Annotated in this window: 11 protein-coding genes; 5 read left to right on the top strand and 6 right to left on the bottom strand. The window is 40.7% G+C overall.

Translation table 11 applies throughout. From position 1 onward, the window contains the following. Positions 1–38 precede the first annotated feature (38 nt). The 4 genes from HCZ11_RS04815 to HCZ11_RS04830 are packed head-to-tail and all read right to left on the bottom strand — an operon-like array spanning position 39 to position 4,554. Entirely contained in the window at positions 39–1,244 is a 1,206-nt protein-coding gene (locus tag HCZ11_RS04815) for an ABC transporter permease (RefSeq protein ID WP_167657791.1), read from the bottom strand. A gap of 11 nt (positions 1,245–1,255) precedes the next feature. Then, positions 1,256–2,569 (bottom strand): ABC transporter permease, encoded by a 1,314-nt coding sequence (locus tag HCZ11_RS04820; protein WP_167657792.1) that lies wholly within the window; start codon positions 2,567–2,569, stop codon positions 1,256–1,258. A 2-nt stretch (positions 2,570–2,571) separates the two neighbouring features. Further along, a complete protein-coding gene (locus HCZ11_RS04825; protein ID WP_130051273.1) occupies positions 2,572–3,279 on the bottom strand; it encodes an ABC transporter ATP-binding protein in 708 nt (235 codons plus the stop codon). A 21-nt stretch (positions 3,280–3,300) separates the two neighbouring features. Then, complete coding sequence (locus tag HCZ11_RS04830; RefSeq protein WP_130052275.1) at positions 3,301–4,554, bottom strand: efflux RND transporter periplasmic adaptor subunit; 1,254 nt, start codon at positions 4,552–4,554, stop codon at positions 3,301–3,303. 695 nt (positions 4,555–5,249) lie between these two features. On the opposite strand from HCZ11_RS04830, the gene gltB reads away from it, so the two are divergent. From gltB to HCZ11_RS04850, 4 genes are all read left to right on the top strand, one after another. Then, positions 5,250–9,707, top strand: a complete 4,458-nt coding sequence (gene gltB / locus HCZ11_RS04835; RefSeq protein WP_167657793.1) for a glutamate synthase large subunit — start codon at positions 5,250–5,252, stop codon at positions 9,705–9,707. A gap of 9 nt (positions 9,708–9,716) precedes the next feature. Beyond that, positions 9,717–11,132 (top strand): FAD-dependent oxidoreductase, encoded by a 1,416-nt coding sequence (locus HCZ11_RS04840; RefSeq protein WP_167657794.1) that lies wholly within the window; start codon positions 9,717–9,719, stop codon positions 11,130–11,132. Between the two features lie 274 nt (positions 11,133–11,406). Next, entirely contained in the window at positions 11,407–11,619 is a 213-nt protein-coding gene (locus HCZ11_RS04845) for a hypothetical protein (protein WP_233786743.1), read from the top strand. A gap of 13 nt (positions 11,620–11,632) precedes the next feature. Continuing rightward, complete coding sequence (locus tag HCZ11_RS04850) at positions 11,633–12,325, top strand: response regulator (protein WP_167657795.1); 693 nt, start codon at positions 11,633–11,635, stop codon at positions 12,323–12,325. Positions 12,326–12,348: 23 nt separating this feature from the next. Here HCZ11_RS04850 and HCZ11_RS04855 read toward each other — a convergent pair whose 3' ends face one another. Next, entirely contained in the window at positions 12,349–12,810 is a 462-nt protein-coding gene (locus HCZ11_RS04855; protein ID WP_167657796.1) for a hypothetical protein, read from the bottom strand. A 66-nt stretch (positions 12,811–12,876) separates the two neighbouring features. Then, positions 12,877–14,919, bottom strand: a complete 2,043-nt coding sequence (locus HCZ11_RS04860; protein WP_167657797.1) for an ATP-binding protein — start codon at positions 14,917–14,919, stop codon at positions 12,877–12,879. Positions 14,920–15,231: 312 nt separating this feature from the next. Between HCZ11_RS04860 and HCZ11_RS04865 the strand changes: the two genes are divergently transcribed. After that, entirely contained in the window at positions 15,232–16,827 is a 1,596-nt protein-coding gene (locus HCZ11_RS04865; protein ID WP_167657798.1) for a hypothetical protein, read from the top strand. Positions 16,828–17,132 lie beyond the last annotated feature (305 nt).

Here is a 17,132-nt window from a genome sequence, read left to right on the forward strand (position 1 = left end):
GCTACACTGTAAATCCAGTGTAGCATAGGTTGGGAGAACTAAATTGTTCGAGTTGCAATGCTCGGAGAGATGTTCGCCGCCCGTTTTGCTGGAGCAAGTACTGCCAACAGACTCATAATAAATACTGCTAATGCTGTTACTAGCACGTAGCTAATATCAAGTTGAGCAATTGAGAAATGCTGCATCAGCACCTGGCCTAAATATATGGCAGCAATAACACCAATCACTAAACCAACTACACATATCATGGCGTTTTCAACTAAGAAGTAGTTAATAATGGCTGATTTTCTTGCACCTAAAGCGCGGCGAGTACCAATCTGTTTTGTACGTTTACTGATATTAAATAAGGTAAGTCCGAAGATACCCAGTGCAGTTACTAATACTAAGATTGCAATGAGTACAACCAGCATTCTCATCATTAATGTGTCTTCAGCCATGTACTGTTCTTTGTCATCATCTAAACCACGGATACGAGAAATAACACGTTTGTTGTAGTTTTTAAGCATGGCCTCTTCAACGCGATTCATAACTGATTGACGTTGACCTGGCTCAGTTCTGACCACAAAACGTGCATTTGTACCTGGCTTGATAAAAGGTAGCAGTGCTACGTTATCTGGGCGGCTGTCTTTTAGCCATGGACCTTTCATAAGATCAATAACACCAATAATTTTCATTGGAATGTCACCAAAATAAACTGTTTGACCTAAACCATTTCCGTCAGGGAATAGCTCATCAACTAGGGCTTTAGTTACAACAGTTACTTTTGAAAGTTCATCATAGTTATCGGTCACGATGACTTCATCTTCGGTGTAGTTACGCCCAGCAATGAGCTTAACACCGTAGGTATTAATGCCATGCTCATCGATAAACATGTAAGACGTACGGACGGATTTACTCTCTTCAGGTGCAGGCTTTAAACTAAAATCTGACGAAGATCCACTGCCTGAAAGCGGTGTATTACTAGAGTAAGCCGCATCAACTACACCTGGGATTTGACGGAGCATAGTTTCATCTAGCTCGTACTGCTGAGATGGAGACACGTCTTTGCCAAACATCATGACATTAAAAACGAAAATATCTTCTTCAGGGTAGCCTGTTTCTTGGCTTAAGTAGTTGACCCTGTCTTGAATAATAAACGCGGCATTACTGACAATCGCAGTGGTGATGGCAATTTGTATCAGTAATAAAATAGCGCCAACTTTTGAGCGGCATAAGGCGTGAAAGATAGGTTTAATTTCTAACATAGGTGTCATCCTTATTGGCTCTTAAGATAAATAGCAGGGTTGGTTTTACACACTAGCCATGCAGGGTAAAGGCCAGCAATAATACAGGTGGTAATTGCAATCACTGGCGCGCTTAATAGCATGCTTAAATCCATCGTGGCTAAGCTTTTGTAGTAGCTATAGCTATGGCGTACGCCTAATAAACCTATTTGCGCCAAAATAATACCGAAGATGCCACCCAAGAAGCCTAACATTGCCACCTCAACGATATGTTGAAAGAAGATTTGGCGCTTACTGGCGCCTAATGCGCGGCGTACACCCACTTCAGGAGCACGACGTAAAAACTTCGCCAGTAATAAGCCTAAAATATTAGCAAGGCACACGGCTAAAAACATAAAACTTAGGCCGACTAAAATTTCGTTGTCTTCACTGACAACATTGTTGTATTGCATCCACTCATTTACATCGCGCAAGGTGGCCGTTAGTTTTTCACGATTAAAACGACCGAGCTTTTGTTGCTCTTGCATATAGGCCATCAAAAAGTCTTGGTAAGCTTGTTTTTCTGCAGGTGTTTTTAGTTCAACCCAAAACTGCAACCACACCATTTCTGAATTTAGTTTGTCGTTAAAGGTGTTGGTTTTTTCATGTTTCCAACCATTGGTATTACCCCAATTTTCAAGCTCGCGGGATTTCATTAGGCTAAATGGTAAAAACAGTTGTTCGGTTTTATTAAATGCGCCGTTATTAAGGTCATAGTATTTTGTGGTGATATCCCAATCATCAATCACGCCAATAACTTCATAACTGGCATCATCTAGATAAACCATTTTACCTACGGGGTTTTGACCTGCGAAAAGCTTGTCGTTTAGATCTTTATTAATCACCACTACAGGGGCTGCATCTGCTTCTTGTTGCTCAGTCCACACTCCACCATAAATAAACGATAAGTTAAACATATCGAAAAAGTCAGGAGTGGTTAGACGCGCTTGACCAATAAATGGTTTTACTTTGTCTGAGTCTAAATAAACCGAAAAACCCGTTCTTACCATAGTGACGCGTTTACCACCGGCTTTTGCTTTATTAAGGTTGACTGCATCTTGATAAGTTAATTGCAGTGGCATGTTATCGACTGTCCACCAAGTACGGCCTTCATCCATGGTTTGTAACTGCACAGAATAAAGGCTGCTACTTTTTTCAGGAATAGGATCTGCCGACATCATGTGATACACAGATAAACTTGTCATGGTTACGCCAATACCAATAGCAATGGCCAATACCATTAAAAAGCTTACAAGTGGCGTGCGCTTAAAGCTGCGCCAGCTTAAATCTAAATAATGAAGGAACATGGTTATACTCCAGCCGCTTTGAGATTTTGGGTACCTTGATATAAGGTGAAGTCAGCTAGCTGGCCGTCAACAACTTGGATATTGCGTGGGGCTCTGCGCGCAAGTTCTGGATCATGGGTTACCATGATGATGGTTGCGCCGTCACGATTGATTTGCTCAAGTAGTTCCATTACTTGGCGTGCCATTAAGCTATCTAAATTACCCGTCGGCTCATCGGCAAGTAAAAAGCGAGGCTCACCGGCTAGTGCTCTGGCAATGGCCACACGTTGTTGTTGACCACCAGAAAGTTGTTGCGGTAAGTGTTTTGCTCGTGAAGCTAAACCAACTTGCTCAAGGCATTGCTCAATACGGCGTTTACGCTCAGCGGCTTTAATGCCACGATAACGCAATGGCACTTCAATATTTTCATATAAGTTCAAGTCAGGGATGAGGTTAAAACCCTGGAATATAAAACCAATTTTTTGATTTCGTAGATCAGCGCGTTGGTTGTCATTTAGTTTCCCCACATCAATACCATCTAACATGTACTGGCCTTCGCTAAATGGCTCCAACATACCTGCGATGTTTAAAAAAGTGGTTTTACCCGAGCCACTTGGGCCAGTTACTGCAATAAATTCACCTTCATCTACTTGTAGGTTGAAGTCGCGAAGGGCATGAGTTTGTACCATGTCAGTTTGATACACTTTGCTGATGTCGTTCATTGTAAGCATGTTGATTTTTCCTTTTATTTGTTAACGTAAAACCAGTGTGGATGCTTTTTTAAAGCGGTCGTAATTCGAGATGATTAGCTTATCGCCAGGCTCTACGCCTTCTATTATCTCGACAGCATTGATACTGCTAGCACCGGTTTTTATATCGATTAAATAAGCCATGTCACCTTCAACTTTATAAGCCTGGGTGCCACCTTGCTGTAAGAATGCACCGCGTTTTACTTGCAATACATCATCGCGATTCTCTAATAAAATACGTGCGGTTAAGCGTTGGTTTTGGCGAATACCAGAAACCTCACTGTCAAAGCGTACGCGGGTAGTTACCTCGCGATTATTCACCTCCGGTGAAATAGCCGATAAGGTTCCTGTTACATGACGGGCACCTAAAGTCAGTTCAACTTGCATACCAAGACCTAGCTCATTGGCATAGCTTTCTGGTACTTGTAGTTCAGCTTCAAAGTTACTTAAATCCACCAAAGTCATTAATGGTTGGCTTTGTGTAACGGCTTCTTTTTGCTGCACTAATAAGTTACCAACAATACCGCTTACACTGGCAGTAATTGTGAGTTCATTCACCTGCCTAAATAAGTCATCAACGATGAGTTGCTGACGCGTCAGATCGCGCTCTGCAGCTTTTAGTTCAAATGCGAGGGTATCTTTAGCTAAGCTGACTTCTTGCTCTGCATGTTTAAAGGAAAGTTTGGCGCGGGCCAAGTCATCAACGGCTTTTTCTAAATCTATTTGGCTGATTAAATGTTTTTCGATAGAGAGTTTAGCTCGGCGGTTTTCTCTGTCTGCGGCATTTAGTTCAACCTGTGCTAAATCAAGGGCTTTAGTAAGGCTTAGTTTTTGTCGACGTGCTTCAAGTTGCTTGCGTTGTAGTTCACCTTCTAATCGTGCTAATACTGATTGTTGCTGTTTTAATTCGTTAGTAAGCTCAGGGCTGGTTACGGTGGCGATTACTTCGTTTACTTCAACGCTGTCACCGGCTTTTACTTTTAAATCAACAAAACCTCGTTCAGGGCTATAAACTTTTGGCGCATTAGCTGCAACGATTTTACCGCTCGCTGCCACATCTCTAGTAAGCGTCTTTTGGCTTACTTCACTAATTTGTAGGCTTGCTGCATCAACCGAAATGCTGCCATCGCTACTGGCAAATAATGCTTGAAAGCCAAGCGCACCAACAAGTATTACACCTACTGCTAATATAAGTGGTTTCTTAATGGTGTTTTTTTTAGCCACAGTAATATCTTGGGCACTGGTATCCTTTATCATCATAACTCCTTACGATTCTCAAAACATACAATCATGAAGCCAACGGCAATCATGGTAAGCGGAGAAGCCATAAACAAACTGATAGTGAACATTTTGAAATCCTTAATTTCGCTGATGACTTATCTATACCATTAGCGTGCCAATTATTAAGTTGCTGATAATATTGTTTTTTTATTTGTTTTGATGAGTAGATGTCTGTCCGCGGACAGAAAAAGTGTCCGCTGCGGACACTTTTAAATTGCTGATTATTGACGCGAGGGTAAAGAAAGTCAGTCATTGCGACTAAGGTCGGCTGCTCAGAGACCTAGTTTGTTACTATGCTAAAGCCAAGAGTAAATAATGATGCAGCAGCGTTAGGTGTTACCTCATAAAAACTGCATTGATATTCAGATCGTGAATAATTATTCATAATTAAGCGCAGTTTACGTTAACGTAAAGAGGCTGGTTTTAGATTGTTTTTTTACAAGTTGTTAAATTTGACACCAGTGTCATAAAAAAATAACGGGTGAAATACGCCTAAATGTAAAAAAATAGCATAGAATTTAGAAAGTGCCTTTAAGTGAGAAATATTCATGAATATGAATATGTATTCAAAACTCTATTGACTCATGAGGTATTTGGCGATAGTTTTGTTCGTCTGCTAGCACTGTCACAAAAGACTGAACCGCTAGTCGTTGTAGCAAGGGGAGGGGTCTATGTTATACGACTCAAAATTAGAAAAAGATAATTGTGGCTTTGGCTTAATAGCCCAGGTCAATGGTCAGGCGAGTCACCGCTTGATTCGAACAGCAATCACTGGCTTAGATCGCATGGAACACCGTGGTGGTATTTCTGCAGATGGTAAAACTGGTGATGGCTGTGGTTTATTAATGCAAAAACCTGATAGTTTCTTTCGTGCTATTGCCAGCGAACATGATTGGCACTTAGGTAAGAACTACGCCGTTGGCATGGTATTTTTAAATGCCGATCCTGTACTTGCGCAAACAGCTAAAGATGTGTTGAGTGAAGAACTCGAAAAAGAAACCTTGAGTATTCAAGGCTGGCGCGTAGTACCTACCGATGCGTCATGTTTAGGGCCAATTGCAAAAAAACAACTACCAGGCTTTGAACAAATTTTTGTTAGCGCACCAGAAGGCTGGCGTCCAAAAGATTTAGAACGTCGCTTGTATGTAGCGCGTCGTCGTGCTGAAAAGCGCCTCGAAAACGATGAACACTTTTATATTGCCAGTTTATCTGGTTTGGTCACTGTCTATAAAGGCTTGATGATGCCTGTAGACTTACCTAACTTTTATTTAGACTTAGCTGACATTCGCATGACCAGTGCGATTTGTGTATTCCACCAACGTTTTTCTACTAATACACAGCCTCGTTGGCCTTTAGCTCAACCTTTCCGCTATTTAGCGCATAATGGTGAAATTAATACGATTCAAGGTAACCGCCAATGGGCACGTGCCCGTGCTTATAAGTTTGCCTCACCACTTATTCCAGATCTGCAATCAGCCGCACCATTCGTTAACGAAAGCGGATCAGATTCTTCAAGCTTAGATAATATGCTTGAGTTGTTCTTAGCGGGAGGCATGGATTTATTCCGTGCAATGCGTATGCTTGTGCCACCAGCATGGCAGAAAAACCGTGCCATGGATGATGACCTACGTGCGTTCTATGACTTCAACTCAATGCATATGGAACCATGGGATGGCCCAGCTGGTATTGTAATGTCTGACGGCCGTTTCGCGGCTTGTAACCTTGACCGTAATGGCTTGCGTCCGGCGCGTTATGTAATTACCCAAGATGGATTTATCACGCTTGCCTCTGAAGTGGGCATTTGGGATTACGCACCAGACGAAGTCGTTGAAAAAGGCCGTGTCGGACCAGGTGAGCTGTTAGTTATTGATACTCATCAAGGGAAAATATGGCATTCAGATGAGATTGACCAAGACCTTAAATCTCGCCACCCATATAAAGCCTGGCTAGAGGCAAACGTTAAGCGTTTAACGCCATTTGAACAGTTATCTGAAAAAGATGCGGGTAACCGTTCTTTTGATGACGAAACACTGCTTAAGTATCAAAAAATGTTTGGCTATACCAACGAAGAACTTGATAGCGTGATTCGTGTTATGGGTGAAAATGGTCAAGAAGCAACGGGTTCTATGGGTGATGACACGCCATTTGCGGTACTGTCAGAAGGCCATCGCTCACTGTTTGATTACTTCCGACAAAAGTTTGCGCAAGTAACGAATCCACCGATTGACCCACTTCGTGAAAATCACGTTATGTCACTAGCAACCTGTATTGGTAGTGAGCAAAACGTATTTAACGAAACCACCGGCCATGCTAAGCGTTTACAGTTTGATACGCCAATTTTGATGTACGCTGATATGCAACAGCTGATCAATGCTGACGATGAGCACTACAGCTACTGTAAAATTGATATCACTTACACCGCAGAAGAAGGCTTAGAAAAAGCAATCACACGTATCTGTGATGAAGCACAAGAAAAAGCGGCGTCAGGCTGTGTCATGCTTATTTTAAGTGATCGTAACTTTAGCGAAACGCATTTACCGATTCCTGCGGCGATGGCGGTTGGTTCAATTCAAAAGCGTTTAGTAGATAATAACTTACGTTGTGAATCTAATATCATCATCGAATCGGGCAGTGTCCGTGATGCGCATCAATTTGCGGTATTACTTGGTTTTGGTGCAACGGCAATTTATCCGTACCTTGCTTATGAATCATTAGTTGCAATGAGCGATAACAAGACCCTGAATAAGAGCTATTGCGAAGTAACGCTTGCGTATCGTAATGCGATTAACAAAGGTCTGTATAAAATCATGTCGAAAATGGGCATCAGTACTGTCGCTTCGTACCGCTGTTCAATGTTATTTGAGGCAGTTGGTTTATCAGATGCGGTTGTAGAAACCTGTTTTAACGGTGTAGCTAGTCGTATTAAAGGGGCTTGTTTTACAGATTTTGATGATGACCAACGTAAGCTTCATAAGCTGGCCTTTAGTAAGCGTAAATTATTGAGCCATGGCGGATTATTAAAATATGTTCATGGTGGTGAGTACCATGCTTATAACCCAGATGTTATTCAAACACTGCAAAAAGCAGTACGCTCTGGGGATTACAAAGATTACTTAGCGTATGCTGATTTAGTAAATAACCGCCCGATCACCAATTTACGTGACATGTTGGCAGTCAAGATCCCTGATACAGGTGTGAGTGTTGATGATGTTGAACCTGCAACTGAGCTGTTCAAACGTTTTGACTCTGCAGCAATGAGTATTGGTGCGTTATCGCCAGAAGCGCATGAAGCACTCGCAATTGCAATGAACCGTTTAGGTGGTTGCTCAAACTCGGGTGAAGGTGGTGAAGACAAGCTTCGCTACGGCACAGAGAAAAACTCGCGTATTAAGCAGGTTGCCTCAGGTCGTTTTGGTGTAACACCACATTACTTACGTAGCGCTGATGTAATTCAGATTAAAGTTGCGCAAGGTGCAAAACCAGGTGAGGGTGGTCAATTACCGGGTGAAAAAGTAACGCCGTATATTGCAAAATTACGTTATTCAGTGCCGGGTGTGACTTTGATTTCGCCTCCGCCACATCACGATATTTACTCGATTGAAGATTTAGCTCAGCTTATTTTCGATTTAAAACAAGTAAATCCAGATGCACTTATTTCTGTGAAACTAGTTTCTGAACCAGGTGTAGGTACTATCGCAACAGGTGTAGCTAAAGCCTATGCCGATTTGATTACCATTGCTGGTTATGACGGTGGCACAGGTGCAAGCCCGCTCACTTCTGTTAAGTATGCAGGTAGTCCTTGGGAGCTTGGTCTTGCTGAAACTCAACAGGCGTTAGTAGAAAATGGTTTACGTCACCGTATTCGTCTACAAACAGATGGTGGCCTTAAAACGGGTCTAGATATCATTAAGGCGGCTATTTTAGGTGCTGAAAGCTTTGGTTTTGGTACTGGGCCTATGGTAGCTCTTGGTTGTAAATACCTACGTATTTGTCACCTAAATAACTGTGCGACCGGTGTTGCAACGCAAGACGATACGCTGCGTCAAAAGCATTATCATGGTCTGCCAGAAATGGCGATGAACTACTTTAAGTTTATTGCCGAAGAAGCGCGCCAAATTATGGCAAGCCTTGGTGTAACTCGCTTAACAGATTTAATAGGTCGTTTGGACTTACTTGAAGCAATTGAAGGCAAGACAGAGAAACAAAAGAAAGTTGATTTGTCTTCAGTTATTGCCGTACCAAACAACCCAACGGGTGAAACCTTGTATTGTAGTGTGCCTAATAGCTCACACTACTTAGGTCAGCTAAACGAAACCTTACTTGAAAAAGCGAAGCAAGCAATTGATGAAAAATCAGGTATCTCGCTGGTTAACCGTATTTGCAATACAGACCGCTCAGTAGGGGCTATGCTATCGGGTTATATTGCGTCAAAACATGGTAACCAAGGTATGGCTGCTGATCCTGTTTCTATTGAGCTCCATGGTACAGCAGGTCAATCATTTGGTGTGTGGAATGCAGGTGGTCTTGAAATGACGCTTGTTGGTGATGCGAATGACTATGTTGGTAAAGGAATGGCTGGCGGTAAGCTAGTAATTCGCCCACCGCTGGGTTCTTCTTTCGAAAGCCACAAAGCGACCATTGCCGGTAATACCTGTTTATATGGTGCAACGGGCGGTAAATTATTTGCCGCAGGCTGTGCCGGTGAGCGTTTTGCAGTTCGTAACTCAGGCGTCCAAGCGGTTGTAGAGGGCGTGGGTGACAATGGTTGTGAATACATGACAGGTGGTGTTGTTTGCGTACTTGGTAAAGTGGGTATCAACTTTGGTGCTGGTATGACAGGCGGTTTTGCTTATATTCTTGACGAAGGTAATGACTTTGAAAAACGCATTAACCCTGAACTTGTTGAGATTGTCACGCTTGAAGGGTTGGCATCACACCAAGAACATTTACGCGGTCTAATTGCTGAGCATTTAGAACTTACAGGCTCAAACCGCGCTGAGCAGATTTTAGCTAACTTCGATTTATACATTCCGATGTTTAAATTAGTTAAGCCAAAATCTAGTGATGTAAAAAGTTTACTTGGGCACCGAGCGCGCAGCAGCGCAGAGCTTCGTGTTCAGGCTCAGTAAGGGGGTAGTATGAGCGAAAATGTATACCAATTTATCGATGTACAACGTGTTGATCCGCGTAAAAAGCCAATCTCAGCGCGTAAACAATCTTTCGTAGAAATTTACGAGCCGTTTTCTGAGACGCAAGTTAACTCACAGGCGGATCGCTGTTTAGATTGTGGTAACCCTTACTGTGAATGGAAATGCCCAGTACATAACTATATTCCACAGTGGTTAAAATTAATTCGTACTGGCCGTATTTTAGAAGCGGCAGAGTTGTCTCATCGTACAAACAGCTTACCAGAGGTGTGTGGTCGAGTGTGCCCACAAGACCGCTTGTGTGAAGGCTCTTGTACACTTGACGAAGAGTTTGGTGCTGTCACTATCGGTAATATCGAAAAGTACATCACAGATACCGCTTTTAAGATGGGCTGGAAACCAGATATGTCGTATGTGGTTTGGTCTGACAAAAAAGTGGCTATCATTGGTGCTGGTCCGGCAGGCTTAGGTTGTGCGGATATTTTAGTGCGTAACGGTGTAAAACCTGTGGTGTTTGACCGTCACCCTGAAATTGGCGGCCTTCTTACATTTGGTATTCCTTCATTCAAACTTGAAAAAGAAGTAATGCAAAAGCGTCGTGAAATTTTCACTGAAATGGGTGTCGAGTTTCAGCTAAACACTGAAGTTGGCGTTGATATTACTCTTGATGAAATCTTGGCCGAATATGATGCCGTTTTCTTAGGTGTCGGTACGTATCAAAGTATGCGTGCAGGGCTTGAGAATGAAGATGCTGATGGTGTGTTTGATGCACTGCCGTTCTTAATTGGTAACACAAACCGTGTTATGGGCTATGCAGAAGACAAACAAGCTTATCTCGATATGGCGAACGAAAAAGTTGTCGTGTTAGGCGGTGGTGATACAGCAATGGACTGTGTGAGAACCTCTATTCGTCAAGGTGCTGCAAAAGTAACTTGTGCTTATCGTCGTGACGAAGAAAATATGCCAGGCTCTAAGCGTGAAGTTAAAAATGCTCGTGAAGAGGGGGTAGAATTTACCTTCAACGTACAGCCGAAAGGCATTGTTGTTGACGAGCAAGGTAAAGTTGCTGGCGTTAAGATGGTGAAAACCCAGCTTGGTGAGCCGGACGAAAATGGTCGTCGTCGTGCTGAAGAAGTTGCCGGCTCTGAACATGTTATTGAAGCTACCAAAGTGCTAATGGCTTTTGGTTTTAAACCTCATATAATGGATTGGTTAGAGCCGTACGGTGTTGAAATCAATCATTGGGGTGGCATCAACGCACCAGAAAAAGGTGAATTTACCCATCAAACAACGAACCCTAAAATCTTTGCTGGTGGCGATATTGTTCGCGGCTCAGACTTAGTGGTAACCGCTATTTTCGAAGGCCGAAACGCCGCAGAAGGGATTATGGATTATTTGGAAGTTTAATCCTAAGGGGTTCATTTAATATTTATAAAAGCAAGCTACCTAGCTTGCTTTTTTATTACCTGCCATAAAATATACTTATTTCTTGTTATGAGAATTTAAGCAAGATCCAGAAAGATAATGAAAAAATAGCGCTTATTACCTACAATCTTCGAATGAATTCTACAGTAGAATATAAAAGTTCATTATTTCGTATTAACTCCATATTTACTCCACATTGTTGCGTTTAAATGTCTATCAGAGGCAGAAGCCCATCTGAATATTTGATGCTAACAACATGGATAAAAAGAAAATGTTTTGCGAACACACTAATAACGAGCAGTTAAGCTTTTTTCAGCCGAATTCAAAATCTGAAAATGATTTACTCAATGAGGTCATGAATAGTGAAGACCTGCACGATATTCTGACTATGGTTTTACTAGATGAAACCTTATCAGACGCCCTTAAAGCGATGGTGAAGCAACAACTGAAAACAATAAAAAAAATATAAAACGGAAATAAAAATGCCGCAGATATTAGTCGTTGAAGACGACTTAGATATTGCAGAACAAGTACTGTTGTTCTTTAATGCATCTGGTTTTACTACTCACCACATCACTGATGGCAGTGCTGTGGTGTCGTGGGTTAAAGAAAAAAATCCAGATGCAATAATTCTAGATGTAATGTTACCTAATTTAGATGGCGTGGAATGCATGAAGCAGATCCGCGCTTTTTCAATGGTGCCTATTATTATGGTAACCGCTAAAGTCGAAGAAGCTGATAGGTTAAAAGGGTTAGAACATGGCGCAGATGACTATGTATGTAAACCATTTAGCGGTGCAGAGCTGGTGATGCGTGTTAAAGCTATTTTAAGACGCTGCACGCCAGTATCTATTAGCAAGGAAACTGTTGAAACGCCTGCTACTATTTGCTTAAACGAAGATGCGCTTGAAGTTGAAATAAAGGGCGTGTCTTTGGGTTTAACTAAAGTAGAATTTGACGTATTCAAGCTTTTGTACAAAGCCCCTAAGCGTGTTTTTTCAAGGCAGCAGATACTTGATCACATTCAGCCCAATAACTTTGATATTACCGACCGCGTAATCGACAGTCACATCAAAAATATTCGTAAAAAACTGAAGAATTTACAGTTCTCTCCTAAGATAGTCGCTTCCGTTTATGGTGCAGGCTATCGCTATGATGAACGTCAAATCAATTGATTTGGCGTTCATCGCCTTTACTATTAATTACACACTGTACGTTCACCTTTTCGAATCGAATGGGTAAACACATACACTGATAATTCCCTTGCTTGAATATCTTGCCAAATTTGTTTGCTAGGGACAGGGCACAGCGCGTAATGTAAATATTGGCTAAGCGCTTCACCTTCAAGGGCTATCGAATAGGGCGTTCGTACATAGACCTGAATCGCATCAGTTGAGTACTTAATTTGATCTAATCGCCACTGGCCTAGTAAAAATTGCTTTGCAAAAAACTGAGAAATACGTTGTTTTGCAGCTTCAGACAGTGGAGGGTACTCTATTGGCTTTTCGTAGCTTGCATAATAGAGTGCTGCACTTAACAGCATGCTGGCAAGGGCCGCATAAATTGGCAGTGGGGACTTTTTGGTTTTTTTAACATTGCTTTGGCGATGTTTACGCTCAATAGATTTTGCCCATTGGGCGTGCTTTAATGACTCTGACATGGTTCCATTCCACAGTAGTTTATAGTGCTATTTAAGCAATAAAATGTGGTGGAAAAATGGAGAGGCTTATTTATTACCTAAAGGCAGTAAGATTCTAATACATAAGCCACCTGACTTACCCGGTAATGCGTTAATAGTACCTGACATCAATTCGACAAAACTCTGACAAATTGATAACCCTAAACCTGAGCCTCCTGATGCGCGGCTACGAGACTCTTCAACACGATATAAACGGTCAAAGAGCTTGCCTATATGAGCTTTACCTACACCCGGAGAAGTATCATCGACTTGTATAAACAGCTCTTGTTTATTCGCTCTCACCTTTAGGCGAACATGGCCTGGGGTGTCTGTATATAGACACGCATTAGTAAAAATATTGTTGAGGATTTGGTCGAGTTTTTGTTTATCTACCGTGATCTCAACATCATTAGCAATAACAATGTCAGCCAAAAAAGTTAGCTGATGGCTGCAAACATAACGGCGCATGTCTTGCTCGTATTCAGCAAAAATTTGTGCGGCATTATATTGTTGAAGGTTCAATGTAAGGGTTTTATTTTCAGCTTGCGATAACTGATATACATCTGAAATTAAGTTATTAAGTTGTGCTATCTTGCCATTAATTTTGCTGTAGGCGAGATCGCGGTTTTCTTGTATGTCGAGCTCGAGTGCTTCTATATGCAGTTTCAATACGCTCAATGGGGTGCGTAATTCATGAGAGATATCAGCGAGCATTTTGTCTTTTTCAATTAAGTTATATTGATAAAGCTTGGCTTTAAATAACGCTTTTCTATGCTTGAAGTAATAGAGTACTAACGCAAGGATACTAAACAACAAAACAATACCAGCAGACAACAACCAAATCTGTTTTTCTAGTCGCTGGTTATTCATTTGTGCAGTTGCGAGTTTGTTTTTTTGTATTTCATCATCAATTCGTTGCTGTTGTTCGATTGCTGTTAATTGCTTTTTATTCTTTTCGACAGCTTGATTTAGATGTTCTTCAAACAAAGACTCGGCCAGTTCATTTTCAAGCTTTAGCTGCTCAGCTGCTAGCTTGTAATCACCTATCAATTCAGCATAAATTGCGGTATAGCCGTGCTGCTTTTGATTCAATAATCGGTTATTGATACCTAGTAACAACTCTTTTGTTCGACTTAAATAAAGACCAATTAGCTCAGGGTTTTTAAGGACTAAATGCAATTCAATTAAATTAAAGTAAGAGTAGATCTTACTTAACGCCGAGCCAGATTTAAGTGCTGCATTGAGCCCAGACTCAGCACTACTGAGAGCCATATGCTGGTTGCCTATTTTCAAATACAATTGCATTAACGTATGCTTCGCCGTCGCCATATTTTCATAGGCTTTGACGTCGGCTAAACGGGTAAAGGCGTTATTTAATAAGGGAAGAGCCTGCTCTAAATCGCCTCGTTTATACACCAGCTTGGCAAGTTGTAAACTGGTATCAGCAATATTCATTTGGTTTTTGGTTTTAATATCAAACTCGAGTGCTTTTTTATAGAAGTACTCAGATTGCGTGAGGTCATCAAGCCTGTGAGCAAGGTTTGCTAAGTTATAAAAGTTAGTGGCAACAAGTTCATAATTATCGCTGTTTTCTAATAACGCTTGTGCTTTTACCTGATGATGCATTGATTGTTCAAGATCATTTAGTGTGTCGTATAGTGAACCCAAATTGCTATGGCTTTGTGCTTGTAGGTTTTTGTCTTCAAGCTCGTTTGCAAGCGCTAAGGCTGCCATATAGTGTTTTTTTGCTTCTATTGTTTTTAATTGGCGACGATAGTTGATCCCCAACTCTTTTTGGATGTGGTATTGGTCCTTTTTGCTTAAACTAGCAAGCTTTTGTAATGGCGATAATAGTTCAATCGCTTTATTGTAATGACCTTGTTTACGTAACAGAGGCGCTTGTGCCATCACAATTACAGGGCTCGATGTAGCGCTATTTTTATCTTTGTATTGCTCTAGAATAGTGAGCGCTTCAATGAGCTTGCCTTGGTTCTCAAGGTCAGTGACTTGATTTAATAGAGAGCTTGGTAGTGAGGTTGCTACACAGGAAAAAGACAGTAAACATGTAGCGATAAGTAAAGAGTATTTCATTTGCAGTTAGAATAAGCTTAAAGTGTGCTTATACTAACCAGCAAATGTGTGCAAATTATGGAGTTATTAGTTAGCGTTTATCACAACAAAACTTCAATTAATGATAAAGTTTTATCCTTAATTCAGTAACACCTGAGATGTTATGGTTTTTCATCTTTTTGTCTCAGTATCAAAAATTTCTGATTGTATTCAACCTACGGAATCCTAAAATCTAGATTTGGATAATTTATGCTCCATTAAATTAATAGTAAATAATTTATTTGCTATTTCTGTTAATGATAAAGTTTTAGTTAATTCTTCAGGTGAAATACAATGAAAAAATCTATCCTGTCAATATTGATGGTATGCGGAGCCGTGGCTGCAGATGCTTCGGCAAATAGCTGCACAGGCGAGCTGTATGGTATTAACTCTGGTCGAGGCCATTTAGGTTTCGTTTTTTCTATTGATGAACATACGCAAAGTGCAGCGATTCATTCAAAAGCTGCTTTCTCGTCAGCAGCTATAGCATTTGATAGTACAAGAAACCGACTTTATTACGTTTCAGCTCCACGACCGCTTTCGTATAAGCTTGATGTAACTGAATTTAATCTAGCAAGTCATGAACTAGCTGACCTGCCAATTAAAAGTGAAAAGTATAAGTATACTCGTCTCGCTTACGTTGATATGGATACAAATGAGCACACAGTGTTTAGTCGCTCTAATTCGATGACTCGATTAGCTTATGATCCAAATCGTGATGTTATCTACGGCTCTAAAGGCAGTAAGTTTTATATTATTTCCCCAGATTCTGGTGAAACCCAGTTTGTAGGTAATATGACTGGCTATGGGAATAGTTCAGATATTCTTCGTGGTGATATGGTTGTTAAAAACGGAGAAGTTTATTTAGTTTCTGCAACAAGCATTTTCTCTTTGAACCTTTCTACACTTGAGTTAACGAAAAAATCTGAACATGGTTTAACGACAGTGACCGGTGCTGCGCTTGATCAAAATGGTGAGCTGATTATTGCTCGAGAAGTTATTAACGATCAAGGTAATTACAATATAACTAAGCTGTATAAAGCATCAATTGAAACGGGTAAAACATGTGCAATGGGTACGTATCCTATGCGTATTAATGATTTAGCGTTAAACACACTTAAACCAGTTGCTTGTTATACCAAACCAACCTGTAGTACCGGTGCAGAGTCAGTTGTTATCACGAGTATTGATAAGCAACGAAAAGCGACTTGGCAAAATTACACATTGAATGCTTATTTATTTGATAAACCTGTCGCAAAACTTAAGAGTGCAGCAAATTTTGGTGAAGGTGGAATTGTAAATAAAACACTTACAATTAATCATGACTTTGCCGCTGCAAACTCTATTACAGAAGCTGCAATCGATTCTTATGGCACAGATATCTTTTTTGTGGGGAGTTTTCATGATACAGATTTCACAGATGCTGAAGTTTCAGAGCTATACAATTGGTCAAAGAAACCAGGTAACGTAACTATTATTGCAGCTGACTCTGACTTGCCGAATGAAAAAGTGTATGCGAAGTGGGGCTATACTGTCACGCGTGATGGTTATGTCGACGGCCCAAATACGCAAAACCCTGATGGTGTGGGTACTCATGCTCAGCAGGCTATTTTTGCTGGCCCATTTGGTGGTGTAACGAGTTTTTATCAAGCGGGTGGTGCGAAAGGTTATTTCTCTGAAATGCCAGCAGGTAGTCAAGTATTAGCAGTTAATCAAGATGGTCTGCCTACAATTGTTATGGACTCAGAAACTGGCGATATTCTATTATCTGATAATGGTATTGTTAACACTCAAGATAAAGTTGAGAACTACACTCCAGGTACAGGTGTAACTAGCATGGCCGAACGGCTATTCTTAAACTTAATTAACTATGCAAGTGATATAGATTAATTATCCTTATTTAAACTATCGTGAAGTCATTTACTTCACGATGGTAATTTATATAAATCGTCTCCCATCATAAATTCATTCTAATAAATAATAGTAGTGTTTAGTTTTCTTTTTAATCTGATTTAAATTTAAATTGATGTGTACGCATATTTTATGATTTATTTACAGCGCTGCCTTGATTTTAAAGTCTTGCTTTCGAATGGTTCTTTTTTGTTACTTTATTTTTGTTTTATCATTTTTAATTATTGATTATTATGGATTGTTGTTAAAATCAAAATTTTCCTATTGTTTTGTTGTGATTTAAA

The sequence above is a fragment of the Pseudoalteromonas sp. HF66 genome (genome assembly GCF_011806445.1).
In the GTDB taxonomy this organism is placed as follows: Bacteria; Pseudomonadota; Gammaproteobacteria; order Enterobacterales; family Alteromonadaceae; genus Pseudoalteromonas; species Pseudoalteromonas apostichopi.

Coding starts and splice junctions, on each gene's coding strand:
- HCZ11_RS04815 (WP_167657791.1), bottom strand. CDS start 1,244: ATGTTAGAAATTAAACCTATCTTTCACGCCTTATGCCGCTCAAAAGTT.
- HCZ11_RS04820 (WP_167657792.1), bottom strand. CDS start 2,569: ATGTTCCTTCATTATTTAGATTTAAGCTGGCGCAGCTTTAAGCGCACG.
- HCZ11_RS04825 (WP_130051273.1), bottom strand. CDS start 3,279: ATGCTTACAATGAACGACATCAGCAAAGTGTATCAAACTGACATGGTA.
- HCZ11_RS04830 (WP_130052275.1), bottom strand. CDS start 4,554: ATGATAAAGGATACCAGTGCCCAAGATATTACTGTGGCTAAAAAAAAC.
- gltB (WP_167657793.1), top strand. CDS start 5,250: ATGTTATACGACTCAAAATTAGAAAAAGATAATTGTGGCTTTGGCTTA.
- HCZ11_RS04840 (WP_167657794.1), top strand. CDS start 9,717: ATGAGCGAAAATGTATACCAATTTATCGATGTACAACGTGTTGATCCG.
- HCZ11_RS04845 (WP_233786743.1), top strand. CDS start 11,407: ATGGATAAAAAGAAAATGTTTTGCGAACACACTAATAACGAGCAGTTA.
- HCZ11_RS04850 (WP_167657795.1), top strand. CDS start 11,633: ATGCCGCAGATATTAGTCGTTGAAGACGACTTAGATATTGCAGAACAA.
- HCZ11_RS04855 (WP_167657796.1), bottom strand. CDS start 12,810: ATGTCAGAGTCATTAAAGCACGCCCAATGGGCAAAATCTATTGAGCGT.
- HCZ11_RS04860 (WP_167657797.1), bottom strand. CDS start 14,919: ATGAAATACTCTTTACTTATCGCTACATGTTTACTGTCTTTTTCCTGT.
- HCZ11_RS04865 (WP_167657798.1), top strand. CDS start 15,232: ATGAAAAAATCTATCCTGTCAATATTGATGGTATGCGGAGCCGTGGCT.